Origin of the sequence: Pseudarthrobacter sp. NPDC092202 (assembly GCF_044755505.1) — a bacterium.
GTDB lineage: Bacteria > Actinomycetota > Actinomycetes > Actinomycetales > Micrococcaceae > Arthrobacter.
The window spans coordinates 14475-30055 of the sequence record NZ_JBIVRG010000020.1; the positions used below are offsets into that span (position 1 = coordinate 14475).

At 67.1% G+C, this 15581-nt stretch carries 17 protein-coding genes and 1 pseudogene; 8 read left to right on the forward strand and 10 right to left on the reverse strand.

What is annotated here, in order from left to right:
• Positions 1 to 107: 107 nt before the first annotated feature.
• From ACIQF4_RS19725 to ACIQF4_RS19750, 6 genes are all read left to right on the forward strand, one after another.
• Positions 108 to 1040 carry a lipid kinase gene (locus tag ACIQF4_RS19725; protein ID WP_400517495.1) on the forward strand — a complete coding sequence of 311 codons (933 nt, stop codon included), beginning with the start codon at positions 108 to 110 and terminating at the stop codon, positions 1038 to 1040.
• A 390-nt stretch (positions 1041 to 1430) separates the two neighbouring features.
• Complete coding sequence (locus ACIQF4_RS19730; protein WP_400517493.1) at positions 1431 to 1913, forward strand: hypothetical protein; 483 nt, start codon at positions 1431 to 1433, stop codon at positions 1911 to 1913.
• 98 nt (positions 1914 to 2011) lie between these two features.
• Positions 2012 to 2359, forward strand: a complete 348-nt coding sequence (locus tag ACIQF4_RS19735; protein WP_400517491.1) for a hypothetical protein — start codon at positions 2012 to 2014, stop codon at positions 2357 to 2359.
• A gap of 102 nt (positions 2360 to 2461) precedes the next feature.
• On the forward strand, positions 2462 to 3061 hold the full coding sequence (locus tag ACIQF4_RS19740) for an ANTAR domain-containing protein (protein WP_400517490.1): 600 nt from the start codon (positions 2462 to 2464) through the stop codon (positions 3059 to 3061).
• Between the two features lie 155 nt (positions 3062 to 3216).
• Positions 3217 to 3654 (forward strand): peptidase inhibitor family I36 protein, encoded by a 438-nt coding sequence (locus tag ACIQF4_RS19745; RefSeq protein WP_350004413.1) that lies wholly within the window; start codon positions 3217 to 3219, stop codon positions 3652 to 3654.
• Positions 3655 to 3809: 155 nt separating this feature from the next.
• On the forward strand, positions 3810 to 4997 hold the full coding sequence (locus tag ACIQF4_RS19750; protein ID WP_400517489.1) for an acyltransferase family protein: 1188 nt from the start codon (positions 3810 to 3812) through the stop codon (positions 4995 to 4997).
• A 180-nt stretch (positions 4998 to 5177) separates the two neighbouring features.
• Here ACIQF4_RS19750 and ACIQF4_RS19755 read toward each other — a convergent pair whose 3' ends face one another.
• The 6 genes and pseudogenes from ACIQF4_RS19755 to ACIQF4_RS19780 form a co-directional block, all read right to left on the reverse strand.
• Positions 5178 to 5918: a TetR/AcrR family transcriptional regulator C-terminal domain-containing protein gene (locus ACIQF4_RS19755; protein WP_350004417.1), complete on the reverse strand. Its 741-nt coding sequence runs from the start codon at positions 5916 to 5918 to the stop codon at positions 5178 to 5180.
• A 99-nt stretch (positions 5919 to 6017) separates the two neighbouring features.
• Positions 6018 to 6509: an EAL domain-containing protein gene (locus ACIQF4_RS19760; RefSeq protein ID WP_400580039.1), complete on the reverse strand. Its 492-nt coding sequence runs from the start codon at positions 6507 to 6509 to the stop codon at positions 6018 to 6020.
• Positions 6476 to 6922 carry an EAL domain-containing protein gene (locus tag ACIQF4_RS19765; RefSeq protein ID WP_400517508.1) on the reverse strand — a complete coding sequence of 149 codons (447 nt, stop codon included), beginning with the start codon at positions 6920 to 6922 and terminating at the stop codon, positions 6476 to 6478. Before ACIQF4_RS19765 ends, ACIQF4_RS19760 begins: the two co-directional genes overlap by 34 nt.
• An 82-nt stretch (positions 6923 to 7004) precedes the next feature.
• Positions 7005 to 7397: pseudogene (locus tag ACIQF4_RS19770) on the reverse strand (diguanylate cyclase domain-containing protein); the annotation flags it as partial.
• Positions 7398 to 7911: 514 nt separating this feature from the next.
• Positions 7912 to 8796, reverse strand: a complete 885-nt coding sequence (locus ACIQF4_RS19775) for a F510_1955 family glycosylhydrolase (RefSeq protein ID WP_400517488.1) — start codon at positions 8794 to 8796, stop codon at positions 7912 to 7914.
• Positions 8796 to 8972 (reverse strand): hypothetical protein, encoded by a 177-nt coding sequence (locus tag ACIQF4_RS19780; RefSeq protein ID WP_350004420.1) that lies wholly within the window; start codon positions 8970 to 8972, stop codon positions 8796 to 8798. The genes ACIQF4_RS19775 and ACIQF4_RS19780 overlap by 1 nt, the downstream gene beginning before the upstream one ends.
• Before the next feature lie 323 nt (positions 8973 to 9295).
• Between ACIQF4_RS19780 and ACIQF4_RS19785 the strand changes: the two genes are divergently transcribed.
• Positions 9296 to 10756 carry a S8 family serine peptidase gene (locus ACIQF4_RS19785; protein ID WP_400517487.1) on the forward strand — a complete coding sequence of 487 codons (1461 nt, stop codon included), beginning with the start codon at positions 9296 to 9298 and terminating at the stop codon, positions 10754 to 10756.
• Positions 10757 to 10820: 64 nt separating this feature from the next.
• Here ACIQF4_RS19785 and ACIQF4_RS19790 read toward each other — a convergent pair whose 3' ends face one another.
• The 3 genes from ACIQF4_RS19790 to ACIQF4_RS19800 all read right to left on the reverse strand — a co-directional run bounded on the left by ACIQF4_RS19790 (position 10821) and on the right by ACIQF4_RS19800 (position 13251).
• Positions 10821 to 11015 (reverse strand): hypothetical protein, encoded by a 195-nt coding sequence (locus ACIQF4_RS19790; protein ID WP_400517486.1) that lies wholly within the window; start codon positions 11013 to 11015, stop codon positions 10821 to 10823.
• 87 nt (positions 11016 to 11102) lie between these two features.
• Entirely contained in the window at positions 11103 to 11858 is a 756-nt protein-coding gene (locus ACIQF4_RS19795) for an ANTAR domain-containing protein (protein ID WP_400517485.1), read from the reverse strand.
• Positions 11859 to 11994: 136 nt separating this feature from the next.
• Positions 11995 to 13251, reverse strand: coding sequence for a glycoside hydrolase family 26 protein (locus ACIQF4_RS19800; RefSeq protein WP_400517507.1), 1257 nt, complete (start codon positions 13249 to 13251; stop codon positions 11995 to 11997).
• 306 nt (positions 13252 to 13557) lie between these two features.
• Between ACIQF4_RS19800 and ACIQF4_RS19805 the strand changes: the two genes are divergently transcribed.
• Positions 13558 to 13803, forward strand: a complete 246-nt coding sequence (locus ACIQF4_RS19805) for a hypothetical protein (RefSeq protein WP_400517484.1) — start codon at positions 13558 to 13560, stop codon at positions 13801 to 13803.
• Positions 13804 to 13888: 85 nt separating this feature from the next.
• On the opposite strand, the gene ACIQF4_RS19810 is transcribed toward ACIQF4_RS19805, so the two are convergent.
• Positions 13889 to 15553, reverse strand: a complete 1665-nt coding sequence (locus ACIQF4_RS19810; protein WP_400517483.1) for a sensor histidine kinase — start codon at positions 15551 to 15553, stop codon at positions 13889 to 13891.
• Positions 15554 to 15581 lie beyond the last annotated feature (28 nt).

Consider the following 15581-nt stretch of genomic DNA (forward strand, 5'->3'; position numbering starts at 1 on the left):
AGTACGACGGCGGCCGCGCACCGCCGTCGTACGCCTTCCGTTTCTCCGAGCGGGCCGAGGGGGACTACCCAGGGAGTTCCCAGCGCGCCGGGCCTAGGATGGTCCCCATGAAGGTTGCCCAAGAGGCGAAGTCCGCTGCCGTGGTGATCAACGCCGGGGCACGCCTCGGAGCTGCGGGGCCGGCGCTGGCGGTGAACCAGCTGCAAAGTGCGGGCCTGCCCATCTCAAGCGTGCACCATGTGTTCTCCGGGGCCGAGCTGGCCGGGGTCCTGGACCGGGTGGCAGCCGGCCGGCACGACCTCGTGGTTGTTGGCGGCGGTGACGGGACGGTGTCCTTCGCCGCCGGCCGCCTGGCCGGGACCGGAACCGTGCTGGGAGTCCTTCCGCTGGGAACGGCCAACGACCTTGCCCGCACGCTGGAAATTCCAAGCGACCTTGCCGGGGCCTGCGCGGCGCTCGCCGGCGGGAAGGTGGTGGACATCGACCTGGGGCGCGCCAACGGCCAGCCGTTCCTGAACGTTGCGTCCGTAGGCCTCTCAGTGGGTGTCACCGAAACCCTCAGCCCCCGCCTGAAAAGGTACCTCGGGCCGCTGGCCTACGGCGTTGCCGCCGTGCGCGCCTATGCCAGGCACCAGCCCTTCCGGGCCCGTCTCGAGTTCCCGGACGGGGACCACGAAACGCTGGAACTCGAGAACCTGCTGCAGGTGGCTGTTGGCAACGGCCGGCATTACGGCGGCGGCAATGCTGTCTCGCCCACGGCGGGCATTGATGACCACCTGCTTGATGTCTATGCCATCCCGGGGGCGCCGCTCCGGGAGCACGTCAGGATCGCACGGATGCTCAAGGACGGCAGCTTCGTGGAGCGCAGTGGTGTGTACCACCTGACCTGCCAGCGTGTCCGGCTGGTCACCGAGCCGCCCATGCCGGTGAACCTCGACGGCGAGATCGCCACAACCACGCCCGCCGACTTCACCATTGATCGCAATGCCGTGCACGTGGTGGTGCCGCACGGCAGCACCGCTGCGCGGTTTGACGGGTAGTTTTCCGCTTAAGGCGCCAGCGCAGGCGGCTCCGCCTGGTGCGGTTCTCCAGATGCGCGTGACTGCCCCGTTACTGGTTATCGGAGCGGCGGCCCTCACTTAGGGGGTATGCCCCCTACTTCTTGCTTTATGCTTCCCAAGCCCGGAATTGGCGGACTAGGATCCAGCCATCCCTCTAACCGGTACAGCAGCTGAACTTACTGCCAAGTAAGAAATGATGCGGGGAGAACCAGGGCTTTGCGCCCCGGCCCGCAATCCTCCGTGGAGTTGCCTAGTGCGGCAACGACGCCGATGCTGACTTTTCAAGGCCGAGAATTCGGCATCTTCCCAACCGCGCATGCGCAGTTTTTTGCCTCCGCGCGCTCACACTAACTTTGAATGGAGTTTCTGATGAAGAAACTGATGCTTTTGTGCGCCCTGTTTTTTGCTTTTATCGCCAGTGCCACACCTGCGGTTGCTGCTCCACCCAGTGAGGATGTCCTCGTGGATGTAACCTTCAAGCCCAACCAGCTCTGCAGCTACTCTGTCCAGCTGGTGGTAACCGGTAAGTCAAAACTTGTTGAGCTTCCCGGCGACCGGGTGTTCATCGCCTCTCCTGGCCAGGAAGTCACCATCACCAACCTCAAGACGTTGGAGGAGGAAACCTTCCTCATCACGGGCAGCACCCACGCCGAGCTGCAGGCTGACGGCACCACCGAGGTCACGGTAACCGGACTTAACATCGTGCTCAACGCGCGGGAGGCGAAATCTGAGGAACCGGGAATCTTCCTGCTGGAGGGGAACTTCACCTTCGCCCTCAAAGCAGACGGGACTGAAGAGAGGGTGTTCAGCGGCACTGGCGAGGTGACGGACATCTGCACCTTGCTCGCCTAGGAAGGCGCTGACCTCGGCTGATGCCCGGTCTGCCCATTGACTGGAGGGGCTCTTCTGGCCACGATGATATCCCGTTGACATCATCGAAAGGGCCAGTCATGAAAACCACAAAAGCACTCGGTGCCGGGGCAGCCGCCTCTGCCGCAACAGCACTGCTGCTGCTGGCTGCTTCCGGCCCTGCAGCAGCTGACCACACCCACGTCAAGGTGGTGGGCAACGGCAACTGCGTGGTGATCGCGGAGGGCGCGGGGGAGGAAGAGGTTGAGCTTCCCGGCGCCGTCTTCGACCACAACCCGCACGCCGCGGACATCCCGCAAACAGACGGCAGGACGCATCCGCTCCATGTGCTGGTCCACCAGGGCGTCCCCGGGGACAACAACGGCATCTACGTGCTCGGCAGCAACGCCGAGGAGGCAGCCTGCGACGGCGAGTACGTCAACCGGTAGCTGACACGGTGCGGGGCGGCGTGCTGGCTCGTTTACGATGTTCTCATCCTTAAAGAATCCCGGCTGGGGGAAGCCAGGACAGAGCACATCGAATGGCCCTCCGTGACACCCAGCAACAACTTTCCAGCACCTGACTCAGCTGCGTTCCCGCACAAGGACTTTCTCGACTGCCCCACGGGACTTGTCGAGTTCTACTTCGAAGAAGGCGTCTTCCACTGGTCGGAAGGGCTGTACCGCATGTACGGATACGAACGCGGCGATGTGGTCCCTTCCATGGATATGGCCCTCGCCCACATTGAGCCTGCCGACCGTCCCGTGGTGCAGGCCTACTGGGAGCGTGTGTCATCGGTTGGAGGCCCGTCGTCCATCTACGTGTCCATCCGCGACCGGAAGGACCGTCAGCACAAACTGCTTTACTCCGCTGACTACATCCTTGAGGGCGGTGTTCCTGTTGGAGTGTGGGGTGTGGTGGTTGACCTCACCCAGTCCATCCATTCCGACCGCCACCAGCTGGCCACCGAGGCCGTGGCTGCGTCCGCCCGCAACCGGGCCGTCATCGAACAGGCCAAGGGCGTCCTGATGGGACGCACCGGCATCACCGCAGACGAGGCCTACGAACTGATGAGCCAGCAGAGCCAGGACACCAACAGGAAGGTTTACGCGATCGCCCACGAGATCGTGGAACGTGCCACACACCGCTGACGTCAACCGGCAGCTTACCCCCAGGGATCCACACGGGGAGTTCACCCCATCGCCCACACCCCGTTCTTTTGGAAGGATTCGCAGTGGCCGCACAATGCCCGTGCTGCCGGCCGGGGTCTCCGGCTACAACCAATTGATTCGGGGGAATTATGAAAATGTCGCGAGCAACAGCAGGACTGGGCGCCGTGCTTGCAGTGGCGGGGTCACTGTTTGCCGGTGTTCCTGCGGCCAGCGCGGCCGGAACCGGGACGGCCTGTCCGACGGACAGGTTCTGCCTGTACTTCAACAGCGACTTCGGCGGGGCGCGTGCCGACTATGCGCACAGTGATGCGGGCCTGGGCAACGAGCTCTTCACGGACGGTCCGCAGGGCCGGTCCGGGTGGGGTGTCCAGGTGAACAACAATGCGGCCTCTGCCATCAACCACACCGGAAAGAATGTTGCGGTGTACTACAACAACGACTGCTCAGGCACGGGGTTCATCATCTACCCGGGCGAGCGCTGGAACCTGGCAGCCTTCGGCATGAAGAACCAGGTGTCCTCGCTCCAAGTGGCGGGTTCCGAGTGCATCTACAGGGACCAGAGCTGGGCCTAAGGTGAGGCGTACGACGGCGGCGCGTGCCGCCGTCGTACGCTTTTGCGTTGGGTGCGTGGAGCCTGCGTCCAGCTTCCTTCCAGCGCAGTTACCGAAACGTTATATATGCTTGACAGGTGGTTTTTAGGTCAAGCAGTGGAAATTCGCCGCCTCCGGTGCGTCCGGCGGAGCCGGGCGGCGGGCTCATCTCCGGACGGAAGCACGCCCTGGACGGGCTCCGGACCATCGCCGTGGCGGCGGTCTTCCTCTTCCATACCGTCACTGAACTGGTCCCGGGCGGATCGATCGGCGTGGACGTCTTCTTTACCCTCAGCGGCTTTGTGATCACCCTCCTGATCATGAAGGAGTACCTGGCCACGGGCCGGCTGCGGCTGGGGATCTTCTACGCCAAGCGGCTGGCCAGGCTGTGGCCCGCCCTGCTGGCACTGTGCGGCGTGATCGTCACGGTGGGCGTGGTGTTCCCCGCGTCCAAGTGGGCCAGCCAGGAAGATTTTGTCCTGCCGGCCGCAGGCTACGTGATGAACCTGGCGCGGATCGGGGTGTTTGGCGAATCCATACCCGGTGAAACCCTTGGCCCCGCCTGGACCCTGGCCGTGGAGGAGCAGTTCTACCTGGTGTGGCCGCTGCTCCTGCTGGTCCTGCTGCGCTTCTGGAGGGTGCGCACGGTGGCATGGATTACCGGAGGGCTGGCTGTGGCATTCCTGCTGGAACGGTTCCTCCTGATGCTGCTCGGCGCTCCGCTGAACCGCCTTTACAACGGCCCGGACACGCGGGCCGACGAGCTGCTGATCGGCTGCACCCTGGCCCTCATCTTCACCACAGTCACCCCGGGATCCCGGTCCCACGCCGCCTTTCGGAACGCCGCGCGCTGGGCCGGGCCGCTTGCCGGGACCGCGCTGCTGGCCGCCGTGTTCCTGCTGAAGGAACCGGACACTCCCGGCCCGTGGTTCAGCGCCTTCTGGACGGCCGGGCCCACGGTGCTGTCGCTGCTGTCCGCCGTGCTGATCGGATCGCTGGTCCTGCAGCCGGCCGGCTTTGCGGGACGGCTCCTCAGCCACCCGTGGCTTGCCGGACCCGGCCGGGACCTGTCCTACGCCATGTATCTCTGGCACCTGCCGGTCTACCTGCTGCTGATGCCGCTCGTACCCAATCTGTGGCTCCGCGTGGGGCTGGCCGCGGCCCTGACGGTGCTCCTGGCCTGCGCGTCCCACCGCCTGGTGGAGACGCCTGTCCGCCGCTGGGCCAACGCACGGCTGGAGCCCGGCGTCGTGCCTTCTTCCCCGGGGCATTCCACAGAATCCGGGCGTGAATTCGTGGCAGCCGGGCGCGCGCCGGCCGCCTGACCGGGAGCGATGGGGCGGAAGAAAATTCTTTGTCCCAGACCCCTTTACTTGACGGGAACCTGTTACTAAAGTCGGTTCTTGTCATAGTCCGGATGGATGCCAGGGGGCATCCGGGAAGGGGGAGTGCATCACCGCTGACCTAGACCGAAAGACAATTGACCACTACGTTGAAGGCCCCTCCTAGGAGGGGCTTTCCCTTTGCCCGGCGGAGAGCTGCCCAGAGGAGAGCTGCCCGGAGGAGAGCTGGCCGGCCAGGCCGGAGAGTAGGATGCTGAGCCCCTGGTCAAGCTCGGCGGCGCCGTCGTAGTCGGCCAGGACCGGGCCGAGTGCCCGGAGGTGCGGAAAGCTTTTCGCGGGCAGGCGGTGGAGGCCAAGGCGGAGGATGGCCTCGTTTTCGTCCGGGTCCACGATGTACTCCTGCAGTTCGTTCAGGATGTGGCCGTACAGGAAGCCGTAGTAGGCGCGGTAAACGTGCAGGGCCGCGGCCGGCGCGAATCCTGCCTCGATCAGCAGGGCAAGGATCTGCTCCAGCGGGCGGAGGGTTCCCAGCGGCCGCAGGCCCAGGGGAGTGGAGAGTGGACGGGTGACCAGCAGGGGCACCACGTTGGGATGCCGCAGGGCCAGGAGCCGCAGGTCATGGGCGATTTTGCGGAGCTGCGCCTGCCAGTCCGGATCGTCGGGGAAGATTGCCAGTTCGTCCAGGACCAGCTCGGACACGCCGTCCAGCAGGGCGGCCCGGTTGGCCGCGTAGCGGTACAGGCTCATCGGATCCCGGTCCAGTTCCTGCCCCAGGCGCCGCATGGTCAGGGCGTCCAGTCCTTCAGCGTCCACCAGGGCAAGCGCGGTGGAGAGCACGAGCTCCTGGCTAAGCGGCGCCTTCCGGCGGCGTGTCCTGCTGCCGGTATTTTCGGGTGAGGCCACGGGGAATCCATCCTGTTGAACGCCGGGCGTCCCTGGATGGGTGGTTCCTCAGCTTGCTTAGTAGTCAGTCTACGTCCAAGGTCTACAATGTAGACAATTTCAGCGGCCCGGATCCTGTGCGACCGCCGCCGTGTCCGCCGTCGTTCCGGCCGCACTTCCCGCCGTTGTACCCACCGGCCAGGCATCAGGGAGCTCGGCCGGAGGCAGCGGCCGCGCGATGAGATAGCCCTGGGCGGTATCGCAGCCCAGGTCCCGCAGGACCTCCAGTTGCGTTTCCCGCTCCACGCCCTCGGCCGTGGTTCTCAGGCCCAGGGCCCTGGCGGAGGCCATGACGCTGGCCACCAGCACAGCAGAGGTGGGATCCGTGTCGATGGTGTCGATGAAGGACTTGTCCAGCTTCAGCCCGGTAAGGGGAAGCTCGCGCAGGAGGGAAAGGGACGAATACGCGGTCCCGTAGTCATCCAGGGCCACCTCGATGCCGGAGCCCACCAGTGTGCGCAGCTGGGCCACGGCGGAGGGCAGGTCCGTGATGGCGGCGCTCTCGGTGATCTCGATGTTCAGCAGGGAGGGAGGCAGCCCATGCCGCTGCAGTGATTCATAAAAACTGTGACCAGGTTCCCGGCCGCCAGCTGCAGGGGCGAAATGTTGACCGAAACGGCCCGGGGCGTGCCGGCGTCCGCCCAGAGCCGGGCCTGCGCGCACGCCCGGTCGATGACCCACCGGCCCACAGCGTGGATCAGGCCGGTGTGTTCTGCCACGTGAATGAATTCGCTGGGTGAGACGGCGCCCAGCTCGGGGTCCTGCCAGCGCAGTAGCGCCTCCACCGCGGCGCACGCACCAGTGGGAATGTCCATCAGCGGCTGGTAGTGGAGGCTGAACGCTTTGCTGGCGAGTGCCTGTGGCAGGCGGCGGCGGATGAGGGCCTGGCGGGCGAACCGGCCGGCCGGCTGGGAAGGATCGATCCGGCCCAGCCTGCTTTTGCCTTCGTGTTTGGCCTGCAGCATGGCCGCATCCGCCTGGCGCAGCAGGCCTGGTGCAGGCCTCAAGCCGCGCCGCGAAGGCGGTGAGCACCTTGTCACCGGCCCTGTGCCCAAAGGTGTTGTTGATGACCTTGAAATCGTCCAGGTCCACATAGAGTGCTGCCGTCCGGGCGGACGTGGTGCCGGCCAGCAGGGCGTGCCCGGACTCTTCCAGCCCCAGCCTGTTGGCCAGGCCCGTCAGCGGATCATGGAGGGCGGCATGCCGGAACACGTCGGACAGGCCCTCGAGGACCTGCGAGACGGGAACCACGCGCGGCGCCCCCAGGGCGGGCACCACCAGGACATCCTGGTACCTGCTCTCCTCGGGCCGGCCCAGCAGCGCGGCCGCGGCCTGCCGAAGATCCAGCGACGGCGGCAGGCTGAACGTGGTGCACGGCACCAGCGCCTCAGCCGCCACCCGGGCGTTCAGCGCCCGCCCGTAGCCCAGCCGCCCGGTCATCTTTTGGTCCAGCTGGTCCCGGGTCAGCAGGCACAGGTCTCCCCGTACCTCAATAACCACTGCCCGGAGCCCGCGGTCCTCCCGGAACAGCGCTTCAATACGCCTCGAACCCGAGGTCACCCAGCGTGGGCGCGGACGGCTTCACAGCGCGGACGGGACGGAGGGGAGGGGGCCACCGGTCCTGCTTAGCAGGCGGAAACGAACGGAAGGTGAACGCCAGGCGAGATTACGACGACGGAGCGCCCCCGCCGTCGTGCATTCCCGCCTGACGCCCCGTGGCCGGGACCCTGCACAGATCTTGACCAAACACGCGGGCGATCCTTCGCGGAATCCTGAGCCTGCGGGCGTAGCTTTGGCAGCCAGGCAGTAGGGAAGGGAGTGGAGACAATGACCATCACCGAATACGTTGCAGCCCTTGGCGGGATGCTGGCCTCACTAGGCGGAGTGGGCCTCCTGGCGGCAGGACTGATCCGGTTCAGGGCCCGCCACTAGGCGGGCAGCCCGGCGCGGTGCACTAGTCCGCAGCTGAAGGGCGGAAGTTCGTGCCGCCGTCCGTGGACACGATGACCCCGTCCGCGGTGGCGGCCCAGATCCACGGCCGGCCGTCCTCGCCCTTTAGCGCGGCGATGGCCATGACCTCGGCATCGATGCGGCCCTTTTCGGTCCACGTTTCGCCGGCATCTGCGGAGTAATGGACAGTGCCGTCCGGTTCCACGCCCACGGCTTCTGCCGGGTGGGCGAACGCCGCGAACTGGATTACCGGGCCGTCATCCAGCGGCTTCCAGGTGCTGCCGGCGTCCGTGGAGCGCTGGATCCCGTCCTGCGTGGTGGCCAGGACGGTGGTGCTGTGCGGGTGGCCGGCCAGGGCGGCCGGGGCGAAATCTGCGGCCACGGTGTTCCATGCCTTGCCGTCCGGGCTGGTTCGCAATACGCCGTCGAAGGCCACGATTCCCGCCTGCGTGGCGGTCAGCGCGTGGAAGTCGGATTCGCCCTGGCGCGAGAGCTGCTCCCAGGTCTTGCCGCCGTCGGACGATCTCAGCAGGCCCAGCGGGTTGGGCAGGTCCGAGCCGGGGCCCGGGTGGCCAGAGGCGTAGAAGACGCCGTCGGTGGGGCCGGGGGTGAACCCCATGAGGTCGTTGGTTCCGCCGACTTTGGTGGCCGGGCTGGTGGTGGCGTCGAACAGGCCCTCATGGGTGGCCAGGAGTACCTGGCTGGTCTCGCCGCTGACGGCGATTCCGTGCACGTGGGAACCGGGCAGGGTGTCCCCGGCGCTGGCGGTGCTTGCCGTGCCCGGTGCCGGCGTTGCCGCGGGGGCGCAGCCTGCAAGGGCAAGCAGGGCGGCCGCCGCGGCGGGGAGCACTGCAAAATATCCGGTCCTGCCGGCGGGTTTACGGCGCACTACTGGATCAGGTAGTGGCGTTCTTCAGCTTTGGGAGTCTTCGGGAAGAAGGACCGGCCCAGTGCTTTCAGGCCGATCGCGGGCAGCAGGACCAGGGCCACGCTGACGGAGAGAGCGGTCCAGCCCAGGTCCTCGAGCGGGCCAAGGTTGCTCCCCTGGGGAAGAGTAGTGTTCACGACTGCGCCTTATGTGAGACCGATGGGAAACGGATGCCTGCCCTGGTGCCCGGACGGAACCCTCCCAGGTGTCAGTCCGCCAGCGAAGCAGGAATCCCTTCAAGGTTACGGCACCCGTGTGGAGCCGCGGAAATGGCGGGCGCTTGCCGCCGCCGTCCGAGGACATCAGCCCTGGTCACCCCCCGCCAGCGGCCACTGGCAGGGATATTTGCCGTTGCCCCCTATCGTCCCCTTACTGCCGGTAGCTAGAATCGGGGCGGGGGTGAGTCTGTCCGCGCGCCGGCACCCAGCGCTTGGCGCCTGTCCTTGAAGGATGTCCGCCAATGACCCACCGCTTCAGCCCCCGCACCGCCGTCGCCATCACATTGGCTGCCGTCCTGGCGAATACAACCCTGGCCCTTCCTGCCCGGGCCGACGGCGGACTGGACAACATCCGGCCAACCCCGCCGCGGGCGGCGCCCGCGACGGGGCCCGCCACCGACCAGTTCATAGTGGGGATCCAGGGCGGCCCGGGCATCGCGTCCGAGGCGGCTGCGACCTCCCAGGCCGCGCGGATGGCCGCAGGCAGCGTGGGCATCGCTGCGCAAAACGTCAAAGGCACTGCTGCCGGAGCGCAGGTGGTGAAGACCAGCCGGCCCCTTCCCGGTGCCGAAGCCGAGGCGTTCCTGGCCGCACTCCGGGCAGCGCCGGGCGTGGCCTACGCCGAGCCGGACATCAGAATGTACCCGGCCTCCGAGCTTCCCAGCCACGCCGACGCTCCCAACGATCCCGGCTACCCGGCCCAGTGGAACCTGTGGGACAGCACCGCCGGCCTCCGGATCTCCGGCGCCTGGAAGGTAAACCGCGGTGAGGGGGCCGTGGTGGCGGTGGTGGACACCGGAATCACCAGCCACTCTGAGCTGGACTCCCGGGTGCTGCCGGGCTACGACATGATCATTGACGCCGCCTCAGCCCGGGACGGCGACGGGCGCGACGCCAATCCGCAGGACGAAGGGGACTGGTTTACCGCGGAACTGTGCGGGATGGGCGGAGAGGACGGGATGTCCTCCTGGCACGGAACCCACGTGGCGGGAACCATCGCCGCGGTGGCCAACAACAATGACGGGATCGCGGGAGTGGCGCCCGAAGCCCGGCTGCTTCCCGTTCGCGCCCTCGGCGCCTGCGGCGGCTACGAGTCCGACGTGGCAGACTCCATTGTCTGGGCCGCAGGCGGGCAGGTGGCCGGGCTGCCGGTCAACCCCAACCCCGCCCGCGTCATCAACCTCAGCGTTGGCGGTGACGGGCCCTGCTCCGCCATGATGCAGAACGCCATCAATGCCGCCAACAAGGCCGGTGCCGCCGTGGTGGTTGCTGCCGGCAATGCGAACCGCCCTGCCTCCGGCATGAGCCCGGCAAACTGCAAGAAGGTGATCACGGTGGCTGCCGCCGGACCCACCGGTGCCCGCGCGTCCTACTCAAACTACGGCGATGACGTGGACGTGACCGCACCGGGCGGCGACATCACCAGCCAGTTCACCGAGGGCATCCTCTCCACCTCGAACTTCGGCGCCACGACTCCCGGGCTGGAGGCCTACGCCTTCATGCAGGGCACGTCCATGGCAACCCCCCATGTGGCTGGAATCGCCGCCCTGCTGATGTCCGAAAAGGGCAGCAGCTACACGCCCAAGATGGTGGAGGAACGCCTGGAGTCAACGGCCCGGCCGCTCCCCGTTGACTGCTCCGAGGACTGCGGCCACGGACTGGTGGACGCCGCCAAGGCACTGGACTTCGGCGATAAGGACTAGGACCACGCCGGGGCGGACTGGATGACACGACGCCGGTGACCCGCACGGCGTGGACCAGCAATTGTCAGACTGCCGGGACCCCGCGGGAAGGCCAGTGCGGGGCGGACCTGTGGTGCTCGGCGGCAACTTCCGGGGGCGGGCACTCGGCGCAGCGTGCGCTGGCAACCAGCGTGCCGGCGTCGTCCTTGTGAAAGTGCGTCACATGGTTGGTGGTCCTGCCGCATGCGGGGCAAAAGCCCTGGCTCTGTTTAGTCCACATGCAGGCATCCTATGGAGCGGCGCTCCGCTATGGAGGCAAACGCGGGAAATATGTGGGTGCCCGCAGGGAATGTGTGCCAGTACGGGTTCATAGTGGCTGCGGATGGCCCGGCGAATCGGGCCTTGTTCCAGGGCTGCCGGCGGCCACCGACTTGACCACGTTCTCGGCAACGCTGCGCACCTTCAGGTTCCGCTGGCGTGAGGCGCCCGCCAGCTTGCTGAAAGCCTCGGCGTAGGTGCAGCTGTTCTGCGCCATGATCACTCCGCAGGCCACATCGATGGACGTGCGGCCCTCCAGCACGTTCTTCAGGTTATCCCCGGCGGACCGGACGCTGCGCACCTCAAGCGCCAGCCGCAGGCTCTGGGCCGCCACTTCCGCGAACCACCGGGCCTCCGCCACCAGGTCCGGTGTCAGTCCGGTGCTGCCGCGGACAAGGAACAGCAGCGCGCAGGACGTGCGGTCCGCCAGCCCCAGCGGGACAGCCAGCGCTGCGCCGAATCCGGAAGCCGAGAGCCGCCGTCGGTATGCCTGCCACCTGGTGGGCGCCGTGCGGTCAACCTTCAGCAGCTCCGCCGCGCTCATGGCGTGGGCCAGGGGCCCTCCGCCGTTCCGGTCCTCGGAGGAGGCCAGGGCTGCGGCAGCCGGGCTGTTTCCGGCCGTGACGGGAGGGCCGCCTGCCCGCATCAGCAGCGCGGCGCAGTCCGCGGAGCCTGCCAGGGCAAGCGCGCCTGCCTCGGCCAGCCGCTGCACCAGGTCCTGGTCAGTCTCCGCGCCCGTGATGAGGTCCAGCAGGAACCCCGGGCGTTCTGTCCGCATGGTTCCGTCCGCCGGTTGTACTGCCACGCTTCTGCCCCCATAAGCCTCAGTCCCGCCCCGCACCCTCGCGGGCTTTCCCCGAATCTACGAGTACAGCCCGCGGAGGGCACGAGTAGCCGGTACTCTACTTTTCCGGCGCGGGGCGGGGACCACTTGTTTTTGGTTACCTGCGGGCGGCCAGTGCCTGCTTGAAGGCGGCGGCGGAGGAGGTGCTGCTGTTGATCCGCCAGTCGGTTTCCTTGTTGTAGTGGAACCAGGTCACGGCGGTGATGTCCGGCTGGGCGGCAAGGTAGCTGAACAGGGAAGTGATCCAGTCTGCCTTGTTGCCGCCCTGTTCCGCTGAGGACGTTTCGGCGATCAGGATCTGCTTGCCCGGGGCGAGTGTCCGGAGCTGGGACAGGCCGTCGCCGAAGAGCTGCGACGGGGACACCCAGGAGCTCCAGGACACGGACGTGCCCCAGTTGTAGCCGTCCAGCGCCACGGCGTCCACGTACGCTGCCCCGGGGTACAGGCCGGCCAGCGGCACCGATCCCCAGTACGGCACGTTGGGGTTCCACACCCAGGTGACGTTGGTGGCGCCCGCCGCCGTCACTACGGCGTGCACGTGCTGCCACGCGGCCACGTAGTCACCGGAGCCGTTGCCGTTGAGCTGCTCCGACCACGGGTACCAGTTGCCGTTCATCTCGTGCCCGAACCGCAGCATCACCGGGTGGCCCCATGCGGCCAGCGACTGGCCCCACTGGCTCAGGTAGGGATCAAAGTCCCCGGCGGTGATCCGGTCCAGGGAGTACGCGGGCTGCGCTGTCCCGCTGCCCCACGCCCACGGTTCCCAGGTCAGCAGGGTGAGCGCGCCGCGGGCGCGGACAGCCTCCAGCTCCGTGATGGGCGGAGCCTGGTTGAAGTCCTTGTAGGACAGGATGATGGACGGCGCCTCACCGGCCAGGGCGGTGACCTCGTCCAGTTCGGCCGCTGCGAGCGGGCCGCCGGGAGTGCCGACGCCGAAGCGCAGTGTTGCGGGGGCCGGCGCCGCCGGGGTGGCAGGCGCGGGAGCCGGCGCGGGCTCGGCCGGATCTTCCTCGGCGGTCGAGGGGGAGCTGTAGGTGAGGGTGAATGTTGCGGTGGCGCCCGCCGTCGCCGCTACGGCCCGGACGGTGACGGTGGGGTCGGCTGATTCGGGCATGACCAGCTCGGTGGTGAAGTAGCCGGAAGCGCTGGTTTTGAAAGGGACGCTGTTGGTTCCCGCGCTGAGCGTGCCCGAGGTCTTCTTGGGGAACCCCGTCCCAGTCACCGTAACGGAGGTGCCGGCAGGGCCGGTGGCCTGGCTCAGGGTGATGGCGGCCATCGCGGCGTGCGCCGGGGCCGCGCCGGCAGGCACTGCCCAGGCAAGCAGCACGGCGAAACACAGGATGTATCTGAACAGCTTCACTGGACCTCCAGGTGATGTGCGGCCGCATCCTGGATGAAAAGAGCGACGGCGGGGGCGGGCACGCTAAGGGGAGGAGACCGGAGTGATCCCCCCTTTCCAAGTCTGGGGGCTGCCAGGGCGGTGCAGCGGAGATTCCGGCTCAGGATCCGCCTAGTTTTGGCCGAGCATTGGCACAAGGCACGGCCTCTGCCGGTGCGCCTGGCCCACTGTGCAGTACGCAAGGAGGGAGCTGCCGGGCGCGTAGTCTCCGGCCCGGAAAACAGGTAGCATGCGCCGGCGGTTCCCCGTTTAAGCTTGACCATGGATGCGATACCGTCACTGGTCCTGGTCTTCGGTGTCGCCTTTATCTGGCTGGGGTTAACGGTATTTTTCCTCCTCCGGTTGCGCCGCCGACGGAGGGGATCGTCGCTGGTGGCCACCGCCAGCCCCGCGCCTGCAGCCGGCCGCGTCGGCAGCCATGCCCGCAAGCACTGGCGCCTGGCCCATCCGCTCACCGGCAGCGCCCCGGCCGGACGGCACAGGGGCATCAGGAAGCTTCGCGGGTAGCCTGTCCCCGCCACGGCCACCGGGCGAGATTCATCCGACGGCGGCACCCGGCGCCGTGCGCGTGCTGCGTGCTGCGAGCTCCGTGCTATTGGGCGACGGCGAAGGAGGGAAGGGAAGCGTCCGCCTCCGGAAGGGTCAGGACTGCGGTGGTTCCTTTTCCGGGGCTGCTGGCCAGGCTGATGGTTCCCCGGTGGTTTTCCATAATCGATTTGGTGATTGCCAACCCCAGCCCTGCTCCGGGAATGGCGGAGGAGTGTGCATTGGCTGCCCGAAAGAAACGGGTATACGCCTGGCCCAGCTCATCGCCGGTCATACCGATCCCGGTGTCGATGACTTCACACCTGAGGTTCTGTCCCGCGGCGCTGACCCGGACGGTGACCCTTCCGCCCTCCGGCGTGTACTTGATGGCGTTCGACACCAGGTTGTCGATGGCCTGGCCAAGGCGGTCAGGATCGAACCGTCCGGTGGCAGGACCTGCCGACTCCAGTTCGAGGGTGATGCCGGCGGCCACGGCGTGCGGCTCTGCAGCCTGGATGCTGGTGGCGGCAACGTCGTTAAGGTCCGCCGGCCGGGGTGCGATGGTCAACGATCCGGACGCGATGGTCAGCAGGTCACCTACGAGGGTCAGCAGCCGCCCGGCATTGCGTTTGGCAACCTTGAGGCATTCTTCCAGGCCGGGTTCAAGGTCCTCTTCGTCCAGGGCCAGATCCAGGTAACCCAGGATGGACGTCAGCGGCGTCCTCAGCTCGTGGGAGACGCTGGCCAGGAATTCGTCCTTGGCGGAAAGCGCCGTCACCAGGGCTGTGACATCCGTGAAGGCCAGGACCGCGCCTGAGTGGCCTCCGGTGGAAGTCCTGATGAGCCGGCAGGTCACGGAGTAGGCGCGCTGGGCGGTTCCGCTGCCAACCCAGACCAGTTCGTCGGTGAAGGATTCACCGCGGGCAGCGCGTGTGCGGGGATGCCGTTCAGGGGGAAGCCGGTGTTTCCTGTCCACACCGTAGACGGGCATGTCCGTCACGTTGCCGGACGTCGCTTCAGCCCCGATGGCGTCCTCGAGGCGGCTGCCGAGATGCCGGTTCACCAGTACAGCCTGGCCCTGGCTGTCGAGGGCGCAGACACCCACGCTGACCGTGTCCATCACCGTGTTCAGCAGCTGTTCGCGGTCCTCGCTGGCCGCCAGCAGGTCCCGGAGGTCGGCTTCCTGTTTGGCCAGGAGGCGCCGCTGCATGGTGATGCCGTTGGCAACCCCGTAGGCCGTGAGCGCGACGGCCCCCAGGATGACCGGCAGGAGCACCACCCGGATGAGGGAGGCACTGGTAAAACCGGTGCCCAGGATTACCGGCGGAAGTGCCACGCTGAGGATGGTGGCCAGGATCGCCAAAGCAACACCGGCGTGGCGCAGGCCCACGGCCATCCAGACGACCGGAAATACGAGCAGGAAGCTCAGGGCTGTGAGGTGTTGCCCGCCTGATTCGCGGGACAGCCCGATGGCCAGGCAGTCCAGGAACGGAATCAGGAAGACGGCCCAGGCCGGAAGGCGTTCCCACGGCACCACGGCACTGGCCGCAAGCAACATCAGGTGTGCCGCCAGGCTGTACAGGAACGGCTCCGACCACTCGAACCCGGGGTGCAGGAGTGCCACCAGGACCGTCACGAGCAGCACGGTGACGGACAGCGGAAGCTGGAACAGCACTGTCCGGCCGCGGGACCCCAAGGTCCGGAAATACCGGTCTGTCGATTCAAAAAGCATGGTTCCCCCTAAACCACTGGCCAGTCTG